The sequence below is a fragment of the Nonomuraea sp. K271 genome (genome assembly GCF_009908215.1).
In the GTDB taxonomy this organism is placed as follows: domain Bacteria; phylum Actinomycetota; class Actinomycetes; order Streptosporangiales; family Streptosporangiaceae; genus Nonomuraea; species Nonomuraea longispora.
In genome coordinates, this window is record NZ_JAAAHR010000022.1 from 65,397 (window position 1) to 83,073 (window position 17,677).

Genomic DNA, 17,677 nt, shown 5'->3' on the forward strand with positions numbered 1-17,677 from the left:
TGGGAGCGCCGCCCGGTCAGAGACTGCGATGCGACCGGACCCGTGCGGCCAGCGAGCCGCCCAGCAGCCCGGCCGCGTACGGCAGGTCGTCGACCAGGTAGCGACGCGCCAGCCGGCCCGGCTCGACGGCCATTCGGAACGCCCATTCCAGCCCGGCCCGCCGCATCCACCCCGGAGCCCTGGCGACCGCCCCCGCGGCGAACCCGATCGCCGCGCCGCACCCCAGGAACCACGTCCCCGGCAGCTCGTGCCGTAGGTCGGCGATGAGCCGGTCCTGCTTCGGGAACCCCAGCCCGACGAACACGAGCCGCGGCCGCGCGCCGGCCACCTTCCGCAGGACACGTGCCCTGCCCTCCGCGGTCGCGTCGAAGCCGTACGGCGGGCTGTGGGCGCCGCACACGTTCAGCCCCGGGCAGCGGCCGGCGAGCTCGGCCGCTGCCGCGTGCGCGACGCCCGGAGGGCCGCCGAGCAGGTAGACGGGCCAGCCGTGGCGGGCGGCGCGCCGGCTGAGCGACCAGATGAGGTCGGCCCCCGTGACGCGCTGGGGCAGCGGGGTGCCCCGCAGCCTGGCCGCCCACACCAGCGGCATGCCGTCGGCCACGACGAGCTCCGCCGAGCACACCAGGTCGTTGAGCGTGGGGTCGGCGGCTGCGGCCCTGCAGATGTCGACGTTCGGGGTGACGATCCGGCCGCCCCTTCCCGCCTCCAGCTCGCGTGCCACCCACGCGACCACGTCGTCCTCGGTGAGCGCGTCCACCTCGACCCCGCCGACCCGCACCCGCGCCGTCCGCCGCCCGCGCGAGTCGAGCTCACCCGGCTCGCCCGCCCGCGTCGCGACAACGGCGTGACCGGAGCGCGGAGGGCCGGTGCGGTCGGAAGACCCGTCCGGACACGAGGCGGACGGTTGATCGCAGAGCCGGTGGCTCGGGGACGACGACCGGTCGGGAAGCCCTGAGGAGATCAGAGGCGAAGTGTCCAGAAGGCCGATGGGCGGGGTTGGTGGCCGGGGTGGTGTCAAATGCCGTGCCCCCTCTGATGAAGTGCGGCAAGGACGGTGGGCGCGGACACGAGACCGGCGGCCACCGCGAGCGCGATCGGCGCCCGCGGCTCGCCCGGCCGGGCCGCGAACGTGCGCAACGCCCAGCGGACGGCCTCGCGGCGGTGGCCGAGCGCGGCGTGGCTGAAGGCGAGCTGGCCGTAGACCCGCGCCGCGCCGCGAGGGTTCGCGGCCAGCCGGGGGTGGCGGGCGAGCATCCAGTCGAGCCCGGCGATGCGATCGGCCCAGCGCGTGGCGTAGTGGGATCCGCCCCACCGCACCCGGACCAGCGGACGGTCGACGTGCACGATCGGCCGGCGCGTGGCGGCGCGCAGGGCGAGGTCCCAGTCCTCGTTCTGCCCGGCGGGAGCGCTCTCGTCCACCCACAAGGAGCCGCGTTCGAACACGTATGTCGAGGAGTGCACCATCACCATCCGCGAACGGATCAGATCGTCGGCCGTCACGATCGAGGTGCCGGCGAGCCGGGCCACCCGGCGGCGGCCGTATTCGACCTCGATGCCGCAGCTGGCGAACTCACCGCCGTCGCGCAGCGCCCGCACCTGGGCGGCGAGCTTGCCGGGCAGCCACACGTCGTCGTCGTCGCAGAACGCGACCAGGTCGGTCTCGCACGCCGCGATCCCGGTGTTCCGCGCCCCTGGAAGCCCGGGGGCGAGGGCGTTGGGCAGGACCCGTACCGAAGCTGATCCGCCCACCTGCGCGGCGACGGCGCGTACCGCGGCGGCCGGCTCGGCGTCGGGGAGGTCGGCCACGACGACCACGGACAGCCCGCCGGTGTGGTCCTGGGCGAGCACCGCCTCGACGGCCTCACGCAACTGCGCCGGCCGGTTCCCGCGGGTCGGGATCACCACGCCGACGGATCGGGTCATGCCGCGCTCCGGTAGCCGTAACGCGCCCTGAGCGGCCAGGTGAGGAGGTCGACGGCACGCCGGTCGCGCACCGCCAGCCCCGACACCCACGCGTCGTCCCGCCGCAGCTCCACCCGCCCCACGTGGAAGCGCATCGGGTTGCCCGAGGCCGTGTGGGAGGGGCCGAGCCAGGCGGTCGAGCCGTCGATGAACGGCAGCTCCGCCGTGGCCAGGCCGAGCCTGCGGGCCAGGCCGGTGAGCGTGTCGACGGGCGCGGCGACGAGGTCTTCGTACCGGACGCGGACGACCCGGGCTCCGCGCCCGGCGAGCAGTTCGAGCGCGGCGTTCTGGGCCGTCCAGTGCACGGCGGTCCTGGCTGGGCTCCAGCGGGTCATGGGACGTCCGTCCTCAGGGCGTTCGACGGTCCTGCCCCAGGAGTGGGCGACGGCACGCGGGTCGCGCACCACGTGCACGATCGACACGTCCACGCCCGCCGCGACCAGGCAGCACGCCAGCGACGCGTGTTTGCTGGAGTCGATGACGACCGGCGCGCCCGCGGCGGTGTAGAGCGTCTGGTATGCCTGCGCGTATTCGGCGAGGTCGGGATGGGCGATGCGCGGGATTCTGCGGGTGCGGTCGACCCGGCGCCTCAGCGTCAGGACCCTTCCGGCCACCGACGTGGTCCAGCCGCCGAACGCCCGCTCCCCGACCGCACTCCAGAAGGCGCAGGCGGGGAACGCCGCACCGCACCCGCAGAGCTCCTGCGCGAGAACGCCCCTCTCCCAGAGGTGCACCACCTCTCCCAGCGCCACCACGCCGGGCAGCTCGCCCAGCAGCCTTTCCAGCAGCGTGGTGCCGCTGCGGCCGAGGCCTCCCAGGTAGATGACCCGGGCGGGTGGGTGGTCGGTCACGGAGAAGGGCCTTCGCGTCGCCAACACGGAACGCGAAGACCCTAGCGCGGAGCGTAATCAGACGGTCACGGAAACACCAAAAGATCTACCTCAGTGGGCGTCCATGACCATGCCGGCGCCGACCGTGCCGTTGGTGGACTCGTCGACGAGAATGAACCCGCCGGTCATCCGGTTGCGGGAGTAGTCGTCCACGAACAGCGGCTGGGTGACCCGCAGCGACACCCGCCCGATCTCGTTGAGGCTGAGCGACGTGGCCTCTTCGTCCCTGTGCAGGGTGTTGACGTCGAGCCGGTAGTGCAGGTCGCGCACGAGGGCGCGCGCCGTGCGGGTGGTGTGCTTGATCGTCAACTTGGTGCGCGGCGTCAGCTTGATGCCGTCGGCCATCCAGCAGATCATCGCCTCGAGCTCCTGGGCGACGTGCGGCTGGTTGTTGGGCCTGGCGATCATGTCGCCGCGCGAGATGTCGAGGTCGTCCTCGAAGCGCAGCGTCACCGACATCGGCGAGAACGCCTCCTCCACCGGACCGTCGAAAGTGTCGATCGACGCGATCCGCGTGGGTAGGCCGGAGGGCAGGTGCACCACCTCGTCACCCGGCTTGAGCACGCCGCCCGCCACCTGGCCGGCGTAGCCGCGGTAGTCGTGGAAGGCGTGGTCGGTGGCCCGCTGCGGGCGGATCACGTACTGGACGGGGAAGCGCACGTCGGTCAGGTTGCGGTCGGAGGCGATGTGCACGTTCTCCAGGTGGTGCAGCAGCGACGTGCCGAGATACCAGGGCATGTTCTCCGAGCGGGAGACCACGTTGTCGCCGTTGAGTGCGGAGATCGGGATGAAGGTGAGGTCGCCGACGTTCAGCTTGGACGCGAACGACGTGAACTCCTCCCTGATCTCCTCGAACCGCTCCTGCGAGTAGTCGACCAGGTCCATCTTGTTGACGGCCAGCACCAGGTGCGGCACCCGCAGCAGCGAGGCCAGGAACGCGTGGCGCCGCGACTGCTCCAGCACGCCCTTGCGGGCGTCGATGAGGATGATCGCCAGGTCGGCCGTGGAGGCGCCGGTGACCATGTTGCGGGTGTATTGGATGTGCCCGGGTGTGTCGGCGATGATGAACTTACGGCGCGGCGTCGCGAAATAGCGGTAGGCCACGTCGATCGTGATGCCCTGCTCCCGCTCGGCCCGCAGGCCGTCGGTCAGCAGCGACAGGTCGGTGTATTCGGTGCCGCGGTCGCGCGAGGTGCGCTCGACGGCCTCGAGCTGGTCCTCGAAGATCGCCTTGGAGTCGAAGAGCAACCGCCCGATGAGAGTGGACTTGCCGTCGTCGACGCTCCCCGCCGTGGCGAAGCGAAGGATGTCCATCAGAAGTAGCCCTCTCTCTTCCTGTCCTCCATGGCCGCTTCGGACGACCGGTCGTCGGCCCTGGTGGCGCCGCGCTCGGTGATCCTGGTGGCCGCGATCTCCTCGATGATCTCCTCGACCGTGGTGGCCGGGGACTGCACGGCGCCCGTGCAGGTCATGTCGCCCACGGTGCGGTAGCGCACCACCGCCTCGAACAGCGGCTCGTCGTCGCCCCGCTGGACGACGTCGGCGTCGGGCAGCAGCATGCCGTCGCGCTCGAACACCTTGCGGGTGTGGGCGAAGTAGATGGAGGGGATCTCGATGCCCTCGCGCCTGATGTAGTCCCAGACGTCGAGCTCGGTCCAGTTGGACAGCGGGAAGACGCGGATGTGCTCGCCCTTGCGGATGCGGGCGTTGTAGAGATTCCACAGCTCGGGGCGCTGGTTCTTCGGGTCCCACTGGCCGAAGTCGTCGCGGAAGGAGAACACGCGCTCCTTGGCCCTGGCCTTCTCCTCGTCGCGCCTGGCGCCGCCGAACACGGCGTCGAACTCGTGCTCCTCGATCGCGTCGAGCAGCGTGGTGGTCTGCAGCCGGTTGCGTGAGGCGTGCCGGCCCGTCTGCTCGACGACCCGGCCCTGGTCGATCGAATCCTGCACGCTGGCCACGATCAGGCGCGCGCCGAGCTCGGCAGTACGCCGGTCGCGGAACTCGATGACCTCGTCGAAGTTGTGGCCGGTGTCGACGTGCATGAGCGGGAACGGGATGGGTGCGGGCCAGAACGCCTTCTCCGCGATGCGGAGCATGACGATCGAGTCTTTGCCCCCGGAGAAGAGCAGACATGGGCGCTCGAACTCGGCGGCCACCTCACGCATGATGTGGATGGCCTCTGCCTCGAGCACGTCGAGCTGCGACGTCGTGTAGTCGCGCTGGAGCATGGGAGCTTCCTCCGGAGGTTCAGCGGTGCAGGTCCCGGATGCCGGCGAGCAGGGATGGCGCCAGCTCCGGTAGGGAAACCAGGATATCGGGTAGAGACGGGTCGGCTTGGTTGTACCGCAGCTCCGAGCCGTCGATGCGGCTCGCGTGAACCCCTTCGGCCAGGGCGACGGCGACCGGCGCGGCGGAATCCCACTCGTACTGGCCTCCGGCGTGTACGTACGCCTCGACGTCGCCGGTGAGCACCGCCGCCATCTTCGCCCCCGCCGACCCCATCGGCACGAGGTCGGCGCCGACCAGGTAGGCCAGCTTCTTGACGAACTCGGGCGGCCGCGTGCGGCTCACCGCGATGCGGAAACGGCCCTTCTCGTGGGCGGGCGGCTTGGGCGGGTCGGCGGTCGTCAGCGTACGGCCCTGCGCGGGCAACGCCACGGCGCCGGCGGTGAGCCTGCCGCGCTCCCAGAGCGCCACATGCACGGCCCAGTCCGACCGCCCCTCATCGAAGCCTCCTCGCCGCTCTGTGTCGACGGTCGCGCTCCCCACGGGCCCTGCCCGCTCCGAGAACTCGCGGGTGCCGTCCAGGGGATCAACGATCCACACCCGGTCGGCGGTGAGGCGGCGCGGGTCGAGCCGCTCCTCACGGGTGGCCTCCTCCGACAGCACGCAGTCGCTCGGCCGCAGCCTGGACAGCGACTCCATCAGCAGAAGGTGGGCGGCGCGATCGCCCTCGGCCCGCAGCGCGGCCGGGTCGTCGAACCCGGTGCGCTCGCGGATCCTCATCAGCCGCTCACCGGCCTCGGTGGCCAGGTCAGCGGCGAGGGCGTGATCGTCGCGAATCGTCATCAATAAGCTCCTTGCCCGCGGGCGACGGCCGACCAAGTCTTCCACAGGATCTGGAGGTCCAGGGTGAGGGACCAATTCTCCACGTAACGCAGGTCTAGACGGACGGATTCCTCCCACGATAGGTCAGATCTACCGTTGACCTGCCACAGCCCGGTCAGCCCAGGGCGTACGAGGAGTCGTCTGCGCACGTCGTCACCGTAGCGCGCCACCTCCTCGGGCAGCGGCGGGCGGGGGCCGACGAGCGACATGTGCCCGCGTACGACGTTGATGAGCTGGGGCAGCTCGTCGAGCGAGTGGCGGCGCATCAGCGCGCCGAGCGGCGTGACCCGCGGATCGTTGCGCATCTTGAACAGCACGCCGTCCCTGTCGCTGACCAGGGTGATCTTCTGCCGCTCTGACCCGCGCCTCATGGTGCGGAACTTCACGATGGTGAACAGCCTGCCGCCCTTGCCCACCCGGGTCTGCCGGAAGAGCGCGGGCCCGGGGCTCGTCACGCGGACGGCGACCGCCAGCGCCACCAGCACGGGGGCCAGCAGGACGAGCAGCGCGACGGCGACCAGCCGGTCGAAGACGTTCTTGACCAGTTGCCTCGCCCCGGTGAGCTCGGGGTGCTCCACGTGCAGCAGCGGCAGCCCGGCGACGGGCCTGATCGTGGTACGCGGGCCGGCGACGTCCATCAGCGCCGGCGCGACCACGAGCTCGGTGTGGGTGCGCTCCAGCCGCCAGGCCAGCCGCCGCAGCGCCTGGCCGTCCATCTCGGGGCAGGCGAGCACGGCCACGGTGTCGGCGGTGTACTGGCCGACGGCGATCGGCACGTCGCTGAGGTCGCCGGCGACCGGCACCTCGCCGACGTGCTCACCGGCCTGGCCGCCGGGCAGGCAGGCGGCCACGACGTCCATGCCGTGGTGGCGTTCCCTGCGGAACAGGCGTACCAGCTCGGCGATCGCGATCGGGTGGCCGACCGCGACCACGCGGCGCATGCACTCGCCCGCCGCCCTGCGCCGGTGCAGTGAGCGCCGCAGGGCGTACCGGAGCACGAGGGTGAAGAAGGTGACCAAGGGCAGCGCCAGCACGACGTAGCCGCGGGCGACGTCGGTCTTGGTCACGTACGAGCCGATGGCGGTGCCCGCGGTCAGCGCCACGCCCGCCTGCAGGATCCTGCGGAACTCCTCGGAGCCGACGCCCAGCATGCGCGGCTCGTAGGCCCGGTTGAGCGCCACCGCGCAGCACCACACCATCGGCAGCGCGAGGCTGACCAGAAGGTATGGCAGCACGTACGGGGTGAGCCCGCCGAACCTGACCGTGAAGGCGATCGCGGCCGCGGCTCCCGCCCCGCACAGGTCGGCCAGCACGACACGCAGCCGGTAGGAGCGCACCCAGGAGGGCACGCGGGGCCCGGCCCCCCAGGAGACAGCATGGCCGTTTCCGGCGACGGCCATGAGCCCTTCACCGCGCACACACGCCTCCCCGGTGACCATTCCCGTACGGACAGTCACAGATCGTAGCGGCGGCGAGCCGGCGCAACCGGCGAACGACTCTATGCGACGATCAGCGAGGTGGGCCGGAAATGTGCAGATCAGCCCGGTGGAAGTCGTTCTGGGTGGCGTCGAGGCCGCGGGTCATCAGCGACTCCACGACGTCGGCCGCCCGGTCGACGAGGAAGGGCAGGTCCTTGCGCTCGGCGGTGGCGAAGTCTCTGAGCACGTAGGCGGCAGGGTCCATGCGGCCGGGCGGGCGGCCGATGCCGAAACGCACCCGGAGGTAGTCGCGGGTGCCGAGCACCTTGGTGATCGACTTGAGCCCGTTGTGGCCGTTGTCGCCGCCGCCGAGCTTCGCCCGCAGCGCGCCGTAGGGGACGTCGAGCTCGTCGTGGACGACGATCAGCCGCTCCGGGCCGATCTTGTAGAAGTCGGAGAGCGCCTTGACGGGCCCGCCGGAGAGGTTCATGTAGGTCAGGGGCTTGGCGAGGATGGCCTCGCGGGTCTCGCAGACCTCGGCCCGGCTCTTGTGCGCCTTGAACCGCCCGCCGGCCCTCGCGGCCAGCTCGTCGAGCACCATGAAGCCCGCATTGTGCCGGTTGCCCGCGTATTCGGGCCCCGGATTGCCCAGCCCGGCGATCAGCCAGCGATCCATGTGATCCCCTCGTAGCGCGACGGGGCGGCTCGCGCGAAGCCGCCCCGCCGTCTGGACGATCCGTTATTCGGCGGAGTCCTCGGCGCCCTCAGCAGCCTCGGCGGCCTCGCCCTCGGCGCCCTCAGCCGGCGCCTCGGTCGGCTTGTTGATGACGTGGAGGATCACGGCGTCGGCGTCGGCGGCCAGCGTGGAGCCCTGCGGGAGCGAGAGGTCGCCGGCGGTGATCACGCGGCCCACCTCCAGGCCCTCGACGTCGACCTCGACGCCGGTCGGGATGTGGGTGGCCTCGGCCTCGACGGCGATGGAGACGAGCTGCTGGTCGAGCAGGCCGTCGGGGTGCACGTCGCCGACCGTGGTGACCGGGATCTCGACGGTGACCTTCTCGCCGCTCTTGACCAGGAGCAGGTCGACGTGCTCGACGAAGCCCTTGATCGGGTCGCGCTGCACGCCCTTCGGCAACGCGAGGTCGTTGATGCCTTCACCCTCGAGGCGGATGAGCACGTTGGGCGTGCGCAGCGCCAGCAGCACCTCGTGGCCGGGCAGGGTCAGGTGCTGGGTGTCGGTGCCGTGCCCGTAGAGAACGGCGGGCACCTTGTCCGCGCGACGGATCTTGCGGGCGGCGCCCTTGCCGAACGCGGTGCGCTGCTCGGCGGCGATACGTACTTCAGACACGACATCTCCTAGGGATGCATAAGAATCGGATCGATGAGCGCTCCCCCTCACCCGCCCTAGCGGAAGGCGTTACGAGCGCAACCCTCATAGTCTACTTGTTCAGGTGTCGCCCTCGAACAAGCTCGTGACGGAGCCGTCTTTGAAGATCTCGCTGATCGCGCGGGCGATCAGTGGGGCGATCGTCAGGACGGTCAGCTTGTCGAACCTGTTGGCGGGCGTCAGCGGCAGCGTGTTGGTGACGATCACCTCGCTGATGCGGGAGTTCTTCAACCGGTCGACCGCCGGGTCGGAGAAGACCGCGTGGGTGGCGGCGGCGATGACGTTGGTGGCGCCCTGCTCATAGAGGGCGTCGGCGGCCTTGCAGATCGTGCCCGCGGTGTCGATCATGTCGTCGATCAGCACACAGGTGCGGCCGCGTACGGTGCCGACGACCTCGTTGACCTTGACCGAGTTGGCCACGTCGAGGTCGCGCCGCTTGTGGATGAACGCCAGCGGCGTGCCGAGCGTGTCGGCCCAGCGCTCCGACAGGCGGACGCGGCCGGTGTCGGGCGAGACGATGGTGGTGTTGGCCAGGTCGAGTTTGTTCTTGAGGTAGTTCTCCAGCACCGGCATGGCGAACAGGTGGTCGACAGGACCGTCGAAGAAACCCTGGATCTGCGAGGTGTGCAGGTCGATCGACATGAGGCGGTCGGCGCCCGCGGTCTTGAACAGGTCGGCCATCAGCCTGGCCGTGATGGGCTCGCGGCCGCGGCCCTTCTTGTCCTGGCGGGCATAGCCGAAGAACGGCATGACCACGGTGATGCGCTTGGCGGAGGCCCGCTTCAGCGCGTCGACCATGATGAGCTGTTCCATGATCCACTTGTTGATGGGCCCGGTGTGGCTCTGGATGACGAAGGCGTCACAGCCGCGTACGGACTCGAGGTAGCGGGCGTAGATCTCGCCGTTGGCGAAGTCGATGAGTTTGGTCGGAGTGAGGGAGACGCCGACGTGGTCGGCCACCTCTTCGGCCAGTTCGGGGTAGGCCCGGCCGGAGAAGAGCATGAGATTCTTCTCGCCCGGCTGCTTGATGCTGGTCATGAGACCCCCTTCGTCGGTCTCACGACCTCGGTGCTGTACTGCTCGATGACCTCGGCAAGCTCGGTCATGCCTCTTTCTCCTGATCACGTTCGGCCAGCGCCCGCTGGGCGGCCGCGGCCGACTTGGTGCTCGCGCGCCTGCGCAGGACCCACTTCTCGATGTTGCGTTGCCGGGCTCGCGCCACGCCGATCGCGCCCGGCGGGACGTCGTCGTTGATCACAGAGCCCGCCGCCGTGTAGGCGCCGTCGCCGACGGTCACGGGGGCGATGAGCATGGTGTCGCAGCCGACGAACGCGCCGTCGCGCACGGTGGTGTGGTGTTTGTCGACCCCGTCGTAGTTGACGAAGACGGTGGAGGCGCCGATGTTGACGTCGTCGCCGATGGTGGCGTCGCCGGCGTAGGACAGGTGCGGCACTTTGGAACGCTCGCCGACCTTGGTGTTCTTCATCTCGACGAATGTGCCTGCTTTGGACTTGCGGCCGATCACCGTGCCGGGGCGGAGGTAGGCGTAGGGGCCGACGCTGGCCTGCGGGCCGATCTCGGCGTGGTCGCAGACCGCGTTGCGGACGATCGCGCCGGCCCCGACCAGGGTGGCGGTGAGCGTGGTGGCGGGGCCGACCTCGGCGCCGGCCTCGATGACGGTGTCGCCGTGGAGCTGGGTGCCCGGGTGGACAACCGCGTCGGGGGCGATGCGCACGCTCACGTCGATCCAGGTGCTGGCGGGGTCGATGACCGTGACGCCGGCACGCATGTGGGCCTCCAGCAGGCGTCGGTTGAGCACCTGCCGGGCGGCGGCCAGCTGGACACGGTCGTTGACGCCCTCGACCTCGACGAAGTCACCGGCCACGCAGGCGCCGACGCGGTGGCCGTCGCCGCGCAGGATGGCCAGCACGTCGGTGAGGTATTCCTCACCCTGGGCGTTGTCGGCGGACACCCGCTTGACGGCGTCGGCCAGCAGCTCGCCGTCGAAGGCGTAGATGCCGGAGTTCATCTCCTTGACGGCGCGCTGCCCGGCGTCGGCGTCCTTCTCCTCGACGATCTCCAGCACGGCGCCGGACTCGTCGCGGATGATCCGCCCGTAGCCGGTCGGGTCGGGCACCTCGGCCGTCAGCACGGTGACCGCGTTGCCGTCGGCGTCGTGCCGTTGGAGCAGCGTGGCGAGCGTCTGAGGGCGCAGCAGCGGCACGTCGCCGTAGGTCACGAGGACCGTGCCGGAGATCGTGCCGACCTCCTCGAGCACGGTGCGTACGGCGTGGCCGGTGCCGCGCTGCTCGTTCTGGACGACGGCGCGAGCGTCGGGGCTGGTCGCCGCGAGATGGTCGCGCATGCGTTCGAGCGCGTGGCCGATGACCACGATGAGCCGCTCAGGGCCGAGGTCACGGGCGGCGGCGAGCATGTGGTCGAGCAGCGCGCGGCCGCACAACTCGTGCAGGACTTTCGGGGTCTGGCTTTTCATCCTGGTGCCCTCGCCCGCGGCGAGGACGATGACGGCTGCCGGGCGCGGCACACTCACGGACTGAGGCTCCCTGTGGCTGGACGAATCAGGGTTTGTACGGTGCGGCTACCGCACCGACACCCTCCCGACACCGTGAGGATACCTGGCCTCAGCCAGGACACTCAGCGGGGGATCACCTCAAAGCTCCCGGAAGAGGACTCGAACCCCTACAAAGTGGACCAAAACCACTTGTCCTGCCGATTAGACGATCCGGGACAGATCGGACACGTGGCGTCCGACACATCCCTACGATACCGAGCCCACGCGTGCGCGCGCGCCCGTAATCACGCCCCGGCTCCGTGTGGCGGGTGATCCGCCCAGGTAGAGCGGCAGTACGGCTACGCCCAGCCTTAACAGTCCGCCCGAAAAGACGCAAGGCATGAACCCCACCCACCTTGCCCACCGGAACGTCACCTTCACCATATTCCAGGCTTAGGTCTTCCTTACTTACGATGGCGTAGGTTACGGTTGCGTAGCCGGACATTCGTCCTCATACAGGCCATTGGAGGTCGCCCATGACCGTTACCGCCGAACGTTCGTCCCCTGCCCCGAAGCCGGACTTCGAACCAGAGCCACGGTCGAAGACCGAGCTCGTCACCTTCGCCCTCGTCGTCGGGCTGCCCATCGTCGCGATCGCGGCGGCGGTACCGCTGGCCTGGGGATGGGGCCTCGGCTGGACGGACATCGCGATCGCCTTCGTCTTCTACGTCGTCTCCGGGCTCGGCGTCACCGTCGGCCTGCACCGCTACTTCACCCACGGCTCGTTCAAGGCCAAGCGGCCGCTGAAGATCGCGCTGGGCATCGCCGGCAGCCTGTCGCTGGAGATGTCGGTGCTCGACTGGGTGGCCACCCACCGCAAGCACCACAAGTTCTCCGACAAGGAGGGCGACCCGCACTCGCCGTGGCGCTTCGGCCCCGGCTTCAAGAACATGACCAAGGGCCTGCTCTACGCCCACATGGGCTGGCTGTTCGAGAGCGAGCGCACCAACAGGGAGAAGTACGCTCCCGACCTGTGCAAGGACCCCGACGTCATCAAGCTGCACAAGTGGTTCCCGCCGCTGGCCCTGGTCTCGATCCTGCTGCCCGGCCTGCTCGGCCTGCTCCTCACCTGGTCCTGGCAGGGCGCGCTGACCGCGCTGTTCTGGGGGTCGCTCGTCCGCATCGGCCTGCTCCACCACGTGACCTGGTCCATCAACTCCATCTGCCACGTCTTCGGCGAGGAGGACTTCCAGGTGCGCGACAAGTCGCGCAACGTGTGGTGGCTGGCGATCCCGTCGTTCGGCGAGTCGTGGCACAACCTGCACCACTCCGACCCGACCTGCGCCAGGCACGGCGCGCTCAAGGGCCAGATCGACCTGAGCGCCGGCCTGATCCGCATCTTCGAGCGGCTGGGCTGGGTGTACGCTGTCCGCTGGCCGAACCCGGAGCGGCTGGCGGCGAAACGCATTGGCTGACGCCGATCCGCCGGAAGGCGGCCACACTGCCGTGGCCGTCATTATGGAGACCGTGACGGAACCCCGATCCCGCAGACGCATGTCCGGTAGCGAGCGACGAGAGCAGCTGATCCGCATCAGCCGTGCGCTTTTCGCGGAGAAGGGGTTCGACGGGACCTCTATCGAGGAGATCGCCGCTACGGCGCAGGTCTCGAAGCCCGTGGTCTACGAACATTTCGGCGGCAAGGAAGGCGTCTACGCGGTCGTGGTCGACCGCGAGATGCAGAAGCTGCTCACCATGATCACCGAAGCCCTCGCCGCCTCCCACTCCCTCATCAAGCTGGAGCGGGCCGCACTGGCCCTGCTGCAGTACATCGAGGAGAGCAGCGAGGGCTTTCGCATCCTGGTGCGCGACTCCCACGCCGCTTCCGGCACGGGCACGTTCGCGAGCCTCATCAGTGAGATCGCGAGCCAGGTGGAGGACGTCCTGGCCGACGAGTTCGCCGCCCGCGGCTACGAGCCCACGCTCGCGCCGATGTACGCGCAGATGCTGGTCGGCATGGTGGCCCTGACCGGGCAGTGGTGGCTCGACGTACGCAAGCCGGGACGCGAGGAGGTCGCCGCCCACCTGGTCAACCTGGCGTGGAACGGTCTGACGGGGCTCAATCCCAGCCCGGCCATCAGCCTCACGACCCGCGAACTGACGCCGCCGGCCAAACCGCGCACTGGGGACAAAGGACTGCGTGAGCTGGAGAAGGCCCGCGAGAAGGAGCTCAAGGAGGCCGAGAAGCTGCGCCAGCGCGAGCTCAAAGAGGCCGAGAAGGCCAGGGTGCGGGAGCTGAAGGAGCGCGAGCGGCTGCTGAAGGAGGCCGAGAAGGCCCGCGAGCGCGAGGAGAAGATCCGCCAGCGGGAGGCCCGGCTGGCCGAGCGCGCCGCGCGTCTAGGTCAGGTAGATCATCAGGAGTGAACCTTGAACCCGCAGGTCATGCCGGGTGACGATGAGGTTGAGCGGCGCTGGCCGACGAGGGTGAGCCGTTGCGACGACGTTAACGTTCTGTTCAACCAATCGGGGCAATATACGCCATATGTCCGCGGAAGCGTTTTCCCCCGCCAACGACCTGCCCCTCCCCCAAGAACGATTTCTCAACCGCGAGGAGAGCTGGCTCCAGTTCAACGAGCGGGTGCTCGAACTGGCCGAGGACGCCTCGCTGCCGCTGCTCGAACGGGTGCGTTTCCTCGCGATCTTCGCCAGCAACCTCGACGAGTTCTTCCGCGTACGGGTGGCGGGGCTGAAGCGGCGCATGGCCACCGGCCTGCTGCTGCGGACCAAGAGCGGGCTCAAGCCCCGTGAAGAGCTGGCCAGGATCGGCACGGTCGCCGACGAGCTGGCCAGGCGGCACGCGACGGCCTTCCACCACCACCTCCTCCCCCAGCTCGCGAGCGAGGGCATCGAGATCGTCAGGTGGGACGACCTGGGCCGGGAGGAACGTACGGAGCTGCGCAAGCTCTTCAGGGAGCGGATCCGGCCGGTGCTGACGCCGCTGGCCGTCGACCCCGCCCACCCCTTTCCCTATATTTCGGGGCTCAGCCTGAATCTGGCCGTGCTGGTGCGCAACCCGTCGACCGATCACACGGTGTTCGCGCGGGTCAAGGTGCCTTCGCAGCTGCCGAGGTTCGTGCCCGCGTCCAAGGACAGGTTCGTGCCGCTGGAGGACGTCATCGCGGCGCACCTCGGCCAGCTCTTCAAGGGCATGGAGATTCTTCAGCACCACGTCTTCCGCGTGACCAGGAACGAGGACCTCGACGTGGACGAGGACGTCACGGAGAACCTCATGCAGGCGCTGGAGAAGGAGCTGCTCAAGCGGCGTTTCGGCCCGCCTGTGCGGCTGGAGGTCGAGAACACGATCACGCCCGAGGTGCTGGCGCCGCTCGTGGAGGAGCTGGAGCTGGCGCCGCACGAGATCTACCGCCTGCCGGGGCCGCTCGACCTGACCGGCCTGCACGCCATCGCCGACCTCGACCGCGGCGAGCTCGGCTACCGGCCGTTCGTGCCGGCGGAGGTGATCAACGCCGAGGACGACATCTTCTCGATCCTGCGCGAGCGCGACCTGCTGCTGCACCACCCGTACGACTCGTTCGCCACCAGCGTGCAACGTTTCATCGAGGTGGCCGCGGCCGACCCCCGCGTCCTGGCGATCAAGCAGACCCTCTACCGCACCAGCGGCGAGTCGCCCATCGTGGACGCGCTCATCGACGCGGCCGAGGCGGGCAAGCAGGTCGTGGTGGTCGTGGAGATCAAGGCCCGCTTCGACGAGCACGCCAACATTTCCTGGGCGCGCAAGCTCGAACGCGCCGGCTGCCACGTCGTCTACGGCGTGGTCGGGCTGAAGACGCACTGCAAGCTGGCGCTGGTGATCCGCCAGGAGATCTCGGGCGAGCTGCGCCGCTACTGCCACATCGGCACCGGTAACTACAACCCCAAGACCGCCCGCCAGTACGAGGACTTCGGCCTGCTCACCGCGGACCCGCTGGTCGGCGAGGACGTGACCGACCTGTTCATCCACCTGACCGGCTACTCCAACCACTCCGCCTACCGGCGGCTGCTGGTCGCCCCCCACTCCATGCGCAGCGGGCTGCTGGCCAGGATCGAGCGGGAGATCGCCCATCAGCAGGCCGGCCGCCCGGCCAGGATCAGGATCAAGACGAACTCACTGGTGGACGAGCCGATCATCGACGCGCTCTACCGGGCGTCCAGGGCCGGCGTGCCGGTGGACCTGTGGGTGCGGGGCATCTGCACGCTCCGGCCAGGCATCCCCAACCTGTCCGAAAATATCCGCGTAAGGTCGGTCTTGGGGCGCTTTTTGGAGCACTCCAGGGTGTACGAGTTCGGCCTGGGACGGCGGCCCGAGCTCTGGATCGGCAGCGCCGACCTGATGCGCAGGAACCTCGACCGCCGCGTCGAAGCCCTGGTCAAGGTGACGTCGCAGCAGCACAAGACGTACCTCGTCGAGCTGATGGACCGGGCCATGGCCGAGACGACCAACGCGTGGTGGCTCGGCTCCGACGGCTCCTGGGTCCGCCACCCGGGCGAGGACCTGCAGAGCCACCTCGTCGGCACCCGGCGCTGGAGGACTGTTGATGACTGACCTGCTCCGCGCGGCCGGAGCCGTGGTCTGGCGGGGTGGGCAGAGCCGCCCCCACGTGGCCGTCGTCCACCGTCCCGCCTACGACGACTGGACCTTCCCCAAGGGCAAGCTCAAGTCCGGCGAGCACGTGATCGCCGCCGCCCTGCGCGAGGTGCGTGAGGAGACCGGCATGACCATCGTGCTCGGCCGCGCGCTGCCGCCCGTCCACTACCTCAGCTCCGAGCGGCTCAAGCGGGTCGACTACTGGGTGGGCAGGGCGGTCTCCGACGACGGGTTCGTGCCCGGGGACGAGGTGGACGAGCTGCGCTGGCTGCCGGTGGACGAGGCCAGGCGGCTGCTGACGTACGAGTGGGACGCCGGACTGCTGCGGGCGCTATCCGCGGCGCCGCTCGCGACCACGCCCCTCGTGCTCGTCCGGCACGGCTCGGCGGGCTCAAGGAACGAGTGGCAGGGTGAGGACGCCGAACGGCCGCTCGACGCCACCGGGCGTGCGCACGCGGCGAACCTGGCCCGCGTGCTGCCCGCGTACCGGCCCGAGGTGCTCGTGAGCTCCCCCAGCGCCCGGTGCGTCCAGACCCTGGAGCCGTACCTCGCCGCGATGCCGCACGAAGCCGGCGGGACCGGGACGCGGGCCGGCGCGGGGATCCGGATCGAGCCGCTGCTCAGCGAGGAGGGCCAGGATCCGCGCAAGACCCCCGCCCTGGTCGGCGACCTCGCGCTGCCCGCGGCGGTGTGCAGCCACGGCAAGGTGCTGCCGGAACTGGTCGAGGCGCTCAGTGGCAGGAGCATGCACCTGCGCAAGGGCGCCTTCGCCGTGCTGCACCGCGCCGGCGGGCACGTCGTCAGCACCGAGCGTTACCCGGCGTGAGAGTGGCCGCTTGGCCCGCCCCATTGCTGCGGACAGATCGTCACACGATCTGGTCGACCGCTTCGACGGTCTCCGCCCAGACCTTGGGGAACTCGGCGTGCGCCCGGTCGGCCGCGCTGCGCTCGATCCCCACGAGCACCCCGTACGTGAAGGTGTCCTCGCCGGCCTGGCGGGCGTTCTCGGCCTCCTTCGTCAAGGTCTCCTGCGCGACCACGCCGTCCTGGTGCGTCCCCAGGATCTCCTGGATGCCCTCGGCGAGTTCGGCGAGCCTGCCCATGCCGGCGCCCAGCGTCGGTTTGAGTGCTTCGGCGGTGTACCGAGCGCGTTTGGCCGCCTTGCGCACGTCGTGCATGGCGATCTCGCGGCGTTCGGGGTCCTCGATGGCCTGGGCGGTGTCGTACGCCCTCGTCACCCGGTCCCAGCCGGCCGCCGCGATGGCGCTCAGTCGCTCCTGCGCGGACTTGGCCGCGGCCTTGCCCAGTTTCGGGGCGGAGATGAGGGAGTCGAGCGCGTTGAGGAGCGTGTAGTAGCGTTCGCCGCTGAGCGCGTCCTTGATGCGTACGTACGCCTCCTGCTCGCGTTCGAGCAGATCCGTGCCGAGCCGCGCCTGGATGGGGCCCGTGACCAGTTCGGGGGCCAGCCCGTTCAGCGCCCCGCCGAACCTGGCCCTGATGACCTCCAGGTCGCGGGCCTCACCGAGAACGGCGCCGAGCCAGCGCAGCTCGTCCTGGAGCCGGTCGGTGTCCTTCACGACCGTCCTGAACGCCTTGAGCGCGCTGCGCATCCTGCGGGCGGCCACCCGCATCTGGTGCACGGCGTCCTCCTCGGTCCTGCGCACGCGGGGGTCCTGCGAGAGGAGGGCTGCCACCTGGCCGGCCAGGTACGCGATGACGATGTCGCCGGCGGTGCCCGGCTGGGTGGGGGCCTTGGGG

16 protein-coding genes and 1 tRNA gene are annotated in these 17,677 nt (G+C 70.0%); 4 read left to right on the forward strand and 13 right to left on the reverse strand.

Annotation, left to right across the window (positions count from 1 at the left end; all coding sequences use genetic code 11):
- Nucleotides 1-16 precede the first annotated feature (16 nt).
- The 12 genes from GUY59_RS10705 to GUY59_RS10760 form a co-directional block, all read right to left on the reverse strand.
- Nucleotides 17-778, reverse strand: coding sequence for a WecB/TagA/CpsF family glycosyltransferase (locus tag GUY59_RS10705; RefSeq protein ID WP_138198898.1), 762 nt, complete (start codon nt 776-778; stop codon nt 17-19).
- Nucleotides 779-1,014: 236 nt separating this feature from the next.
- Nucleotides 1,015-1,923, reverse strand: coding sequence for a glycosyltransferase family 2 protein (locus GUY59_RS10710; protein WP_138198899.1), 909 nt, complete (start codon nt 1,921-1,923; stop codon nt 1,015-1,017).
- On the reverse strand, nt 1,920-2,813 hold the full coding sequence (locus tag GUY59_RS10715) for a sulfotransferase family protein (protein WP_171055277.1): 894 nt from the start codon (nt 2,811-2,813) through the stop codon (nt 1,920-1,922). Before GUY59_RS10715 ends, GUY59_RS10710 begins: the two co-directional genes overlap by 4 nt.
- Nucleotides 2,814-2,903: 90 nt before the next feature.
- Nucleotides 2,904-4,166: a sulfate adenylyltransferase subunit CysN gene (gene cysN, locus GUY59_RS10720; protein WP_138198900.1), complete on the reverse strand. Its 1,263-nt coding sequence runs from the start codon at nt 4,164-4,166 to the stop codon at nt 2,904-2,906.
- A complete protein-coding gene (gene cysD, locus GUY59_RS10725) occupies nt 4,166-5,080 on the reverse strand; it encodes a sulfate adenylyltransferase subunit CysD (protein ID WP_132338467.1) in 915 nt (304 codons plus the stop codon). The genes cysN and cysD overlap by 1 nt, the downstream gene beginning before the upstream one ends.
- A 19-nt stretch (nt 5,081-5,099) precedes the next feature.
- Entirely contained in the window at nt 5,100-5,921 is an 822-nt protein-coding gene (locus tag GUY59_RS10730) for a 3'(2'),5'-bisphosphate nucleotidase CysQ (protein ID WP_171055278.1), read from the reverse strand.
- Entirely contained in the window at nt 5,921-7,360 is a 1,440-nt protein-coding gene (locus GUY59_RS10735) for a sugar transferase (RefSeq protein ID WP_236667030.1), read from the reverse strand. The genes GUY59_RS10730 and GUY59_RS10735 overlap by 1 nt, the downstream gene beginning before the upstream one ends.
- 109 nt (nt 7,361-7,469) lie before the next feature.
- A complete protein-coding gene (gene pth / locus GUY59_RS10740) occupies nt 7,470-8,054 on the reverse strand; it encodes an aminoacyl-tRNA hydrolase (protein WP_132338471.1) in 585 nt (194 codons plus the stop codon).
- A 63-nt stretch (nt 8,055-8,117) separates the two neighbouring features.
- On the reverse strand, nt 8,118-8,726 hold the full coding sequence (locus GUY59_RS10745) for a 50S ribosomal protein L25/general stress protein Ctc (protein WP_138198902.1): 609 nt from the start codon (nt 8,724-8,726) through the stop codon (nt 8,118-8,120).
- 99 nt (nt 8,727-8,825) lie between these two features.
- The gene (locus GUY59_RS10750; RefSeq protein ID WP_132338475.1) at nt 8,826-9,803 is read right to left on the reverse strand and encodes a ribose-phosphate diphosphokinase; all 978 of its coding nucleotides are present in this window, start codon (nt 9,801-9,803) and stop codon (nt 8,826-8,828) included.
- 64 nt (nt 9,804-9,867) lie between these two features.
- Nucleotides 9,868-11,316: a bifunctional UDP-N-acetylglucosamine diphosphorylase/glucosamine-1-phosphate N-acetyltransferase GlmU gene (gene glmU / locus GUY59_RS10755; protein ID WP_138198903.1), complete on the reverse strand. Its 1,449-nt coding sequence runs from the start codon at nt 11,314-11,316 to the stop codon at nt 9,868-9,870.
- Between the two features lie 126 nt (nt 11,317-11,442).
- Nucleotides 11,443-11,514, reverse strand: a tRNA-Gln gene (locus tag GUY59_RS10760).
- A gap of 299 nt (nt 11,515-11,813) precedes the next feature.
- Here GUY59_RS10760 and GUY59_RS10765 point away from each other — a divergent pair.
- The 4 genes from GUY59_RS10765 to GUY59_RS10780 all read left to right on the forward strand — a co-directional run bounded on the left by GUY59_RS10765 (nt 11,814) and on the right by GUY59_RS10780 (nt 16,745).
- Nucleotides 11,814-12,752, forward strand: a complete 939-nt coding sequence (locus GUY59_RS10765) for an acyl-CoA desaturase (protein ID WP_132338479.1) — start codon at nt 11,814-11,816, stop codon at nt 12,750-12,752.
- Nucleotides 12,753-12,795: 43 nt separating this feature from the next.
- Nucleotides 12,796-13,698 carry a TetR/AcrR family transcriptional regulator gene (locus GUY59_RS10770; protein ID WP_236667017.1) on the forward strand — a complete coding sequence of 301 codons (903 nt, stop codon included), beginning with the start codon at nt 12,796-12,798 and terminating at the stop codon, nt 13,696-13,698.
- Nucleotides 13,699-13,816: 118 nt separating this feature from the next.
- Complete coding sequence (locus GUY59_RS10775; RefSeq protein WP_132338481.1) at nt 13,817-15,877, forward strand: RNA degradosome polyphosphate kinase; 2,061 nt, start codon at nt 13,817-13,819, stop codon at nt 15,875-15,877.
- Nucleotides 15,870-16,745 (forward strand): NUDIX hydrolase, encoded by an 876-nt coding sequence (locus tag GUY59_RS10780; RefSeq protein ID WP_236667018.1) that lies wholly within the window; start codon nt 15,870-15,872, stop codon nt 16,743-16,745. The genes GUY59_RS10775 and GUY59_RS10780 overlap by 8 nt, the downstream gene beginning before the upstream one ends.
- Before the next feature lie 40 nt (nt 16,746-16,785).
- Here GUY59_RS10780 and GUY59_RS10785 read toward each other — a convergent pair.
- The coding region (locus GUY59_RS10785; RefSeq protein ID WP_138198904.1) for a CHAD domain-containing protein at nt 16,786-17,677 on the reverse strand (892 nt) is incomplete at its 5' end.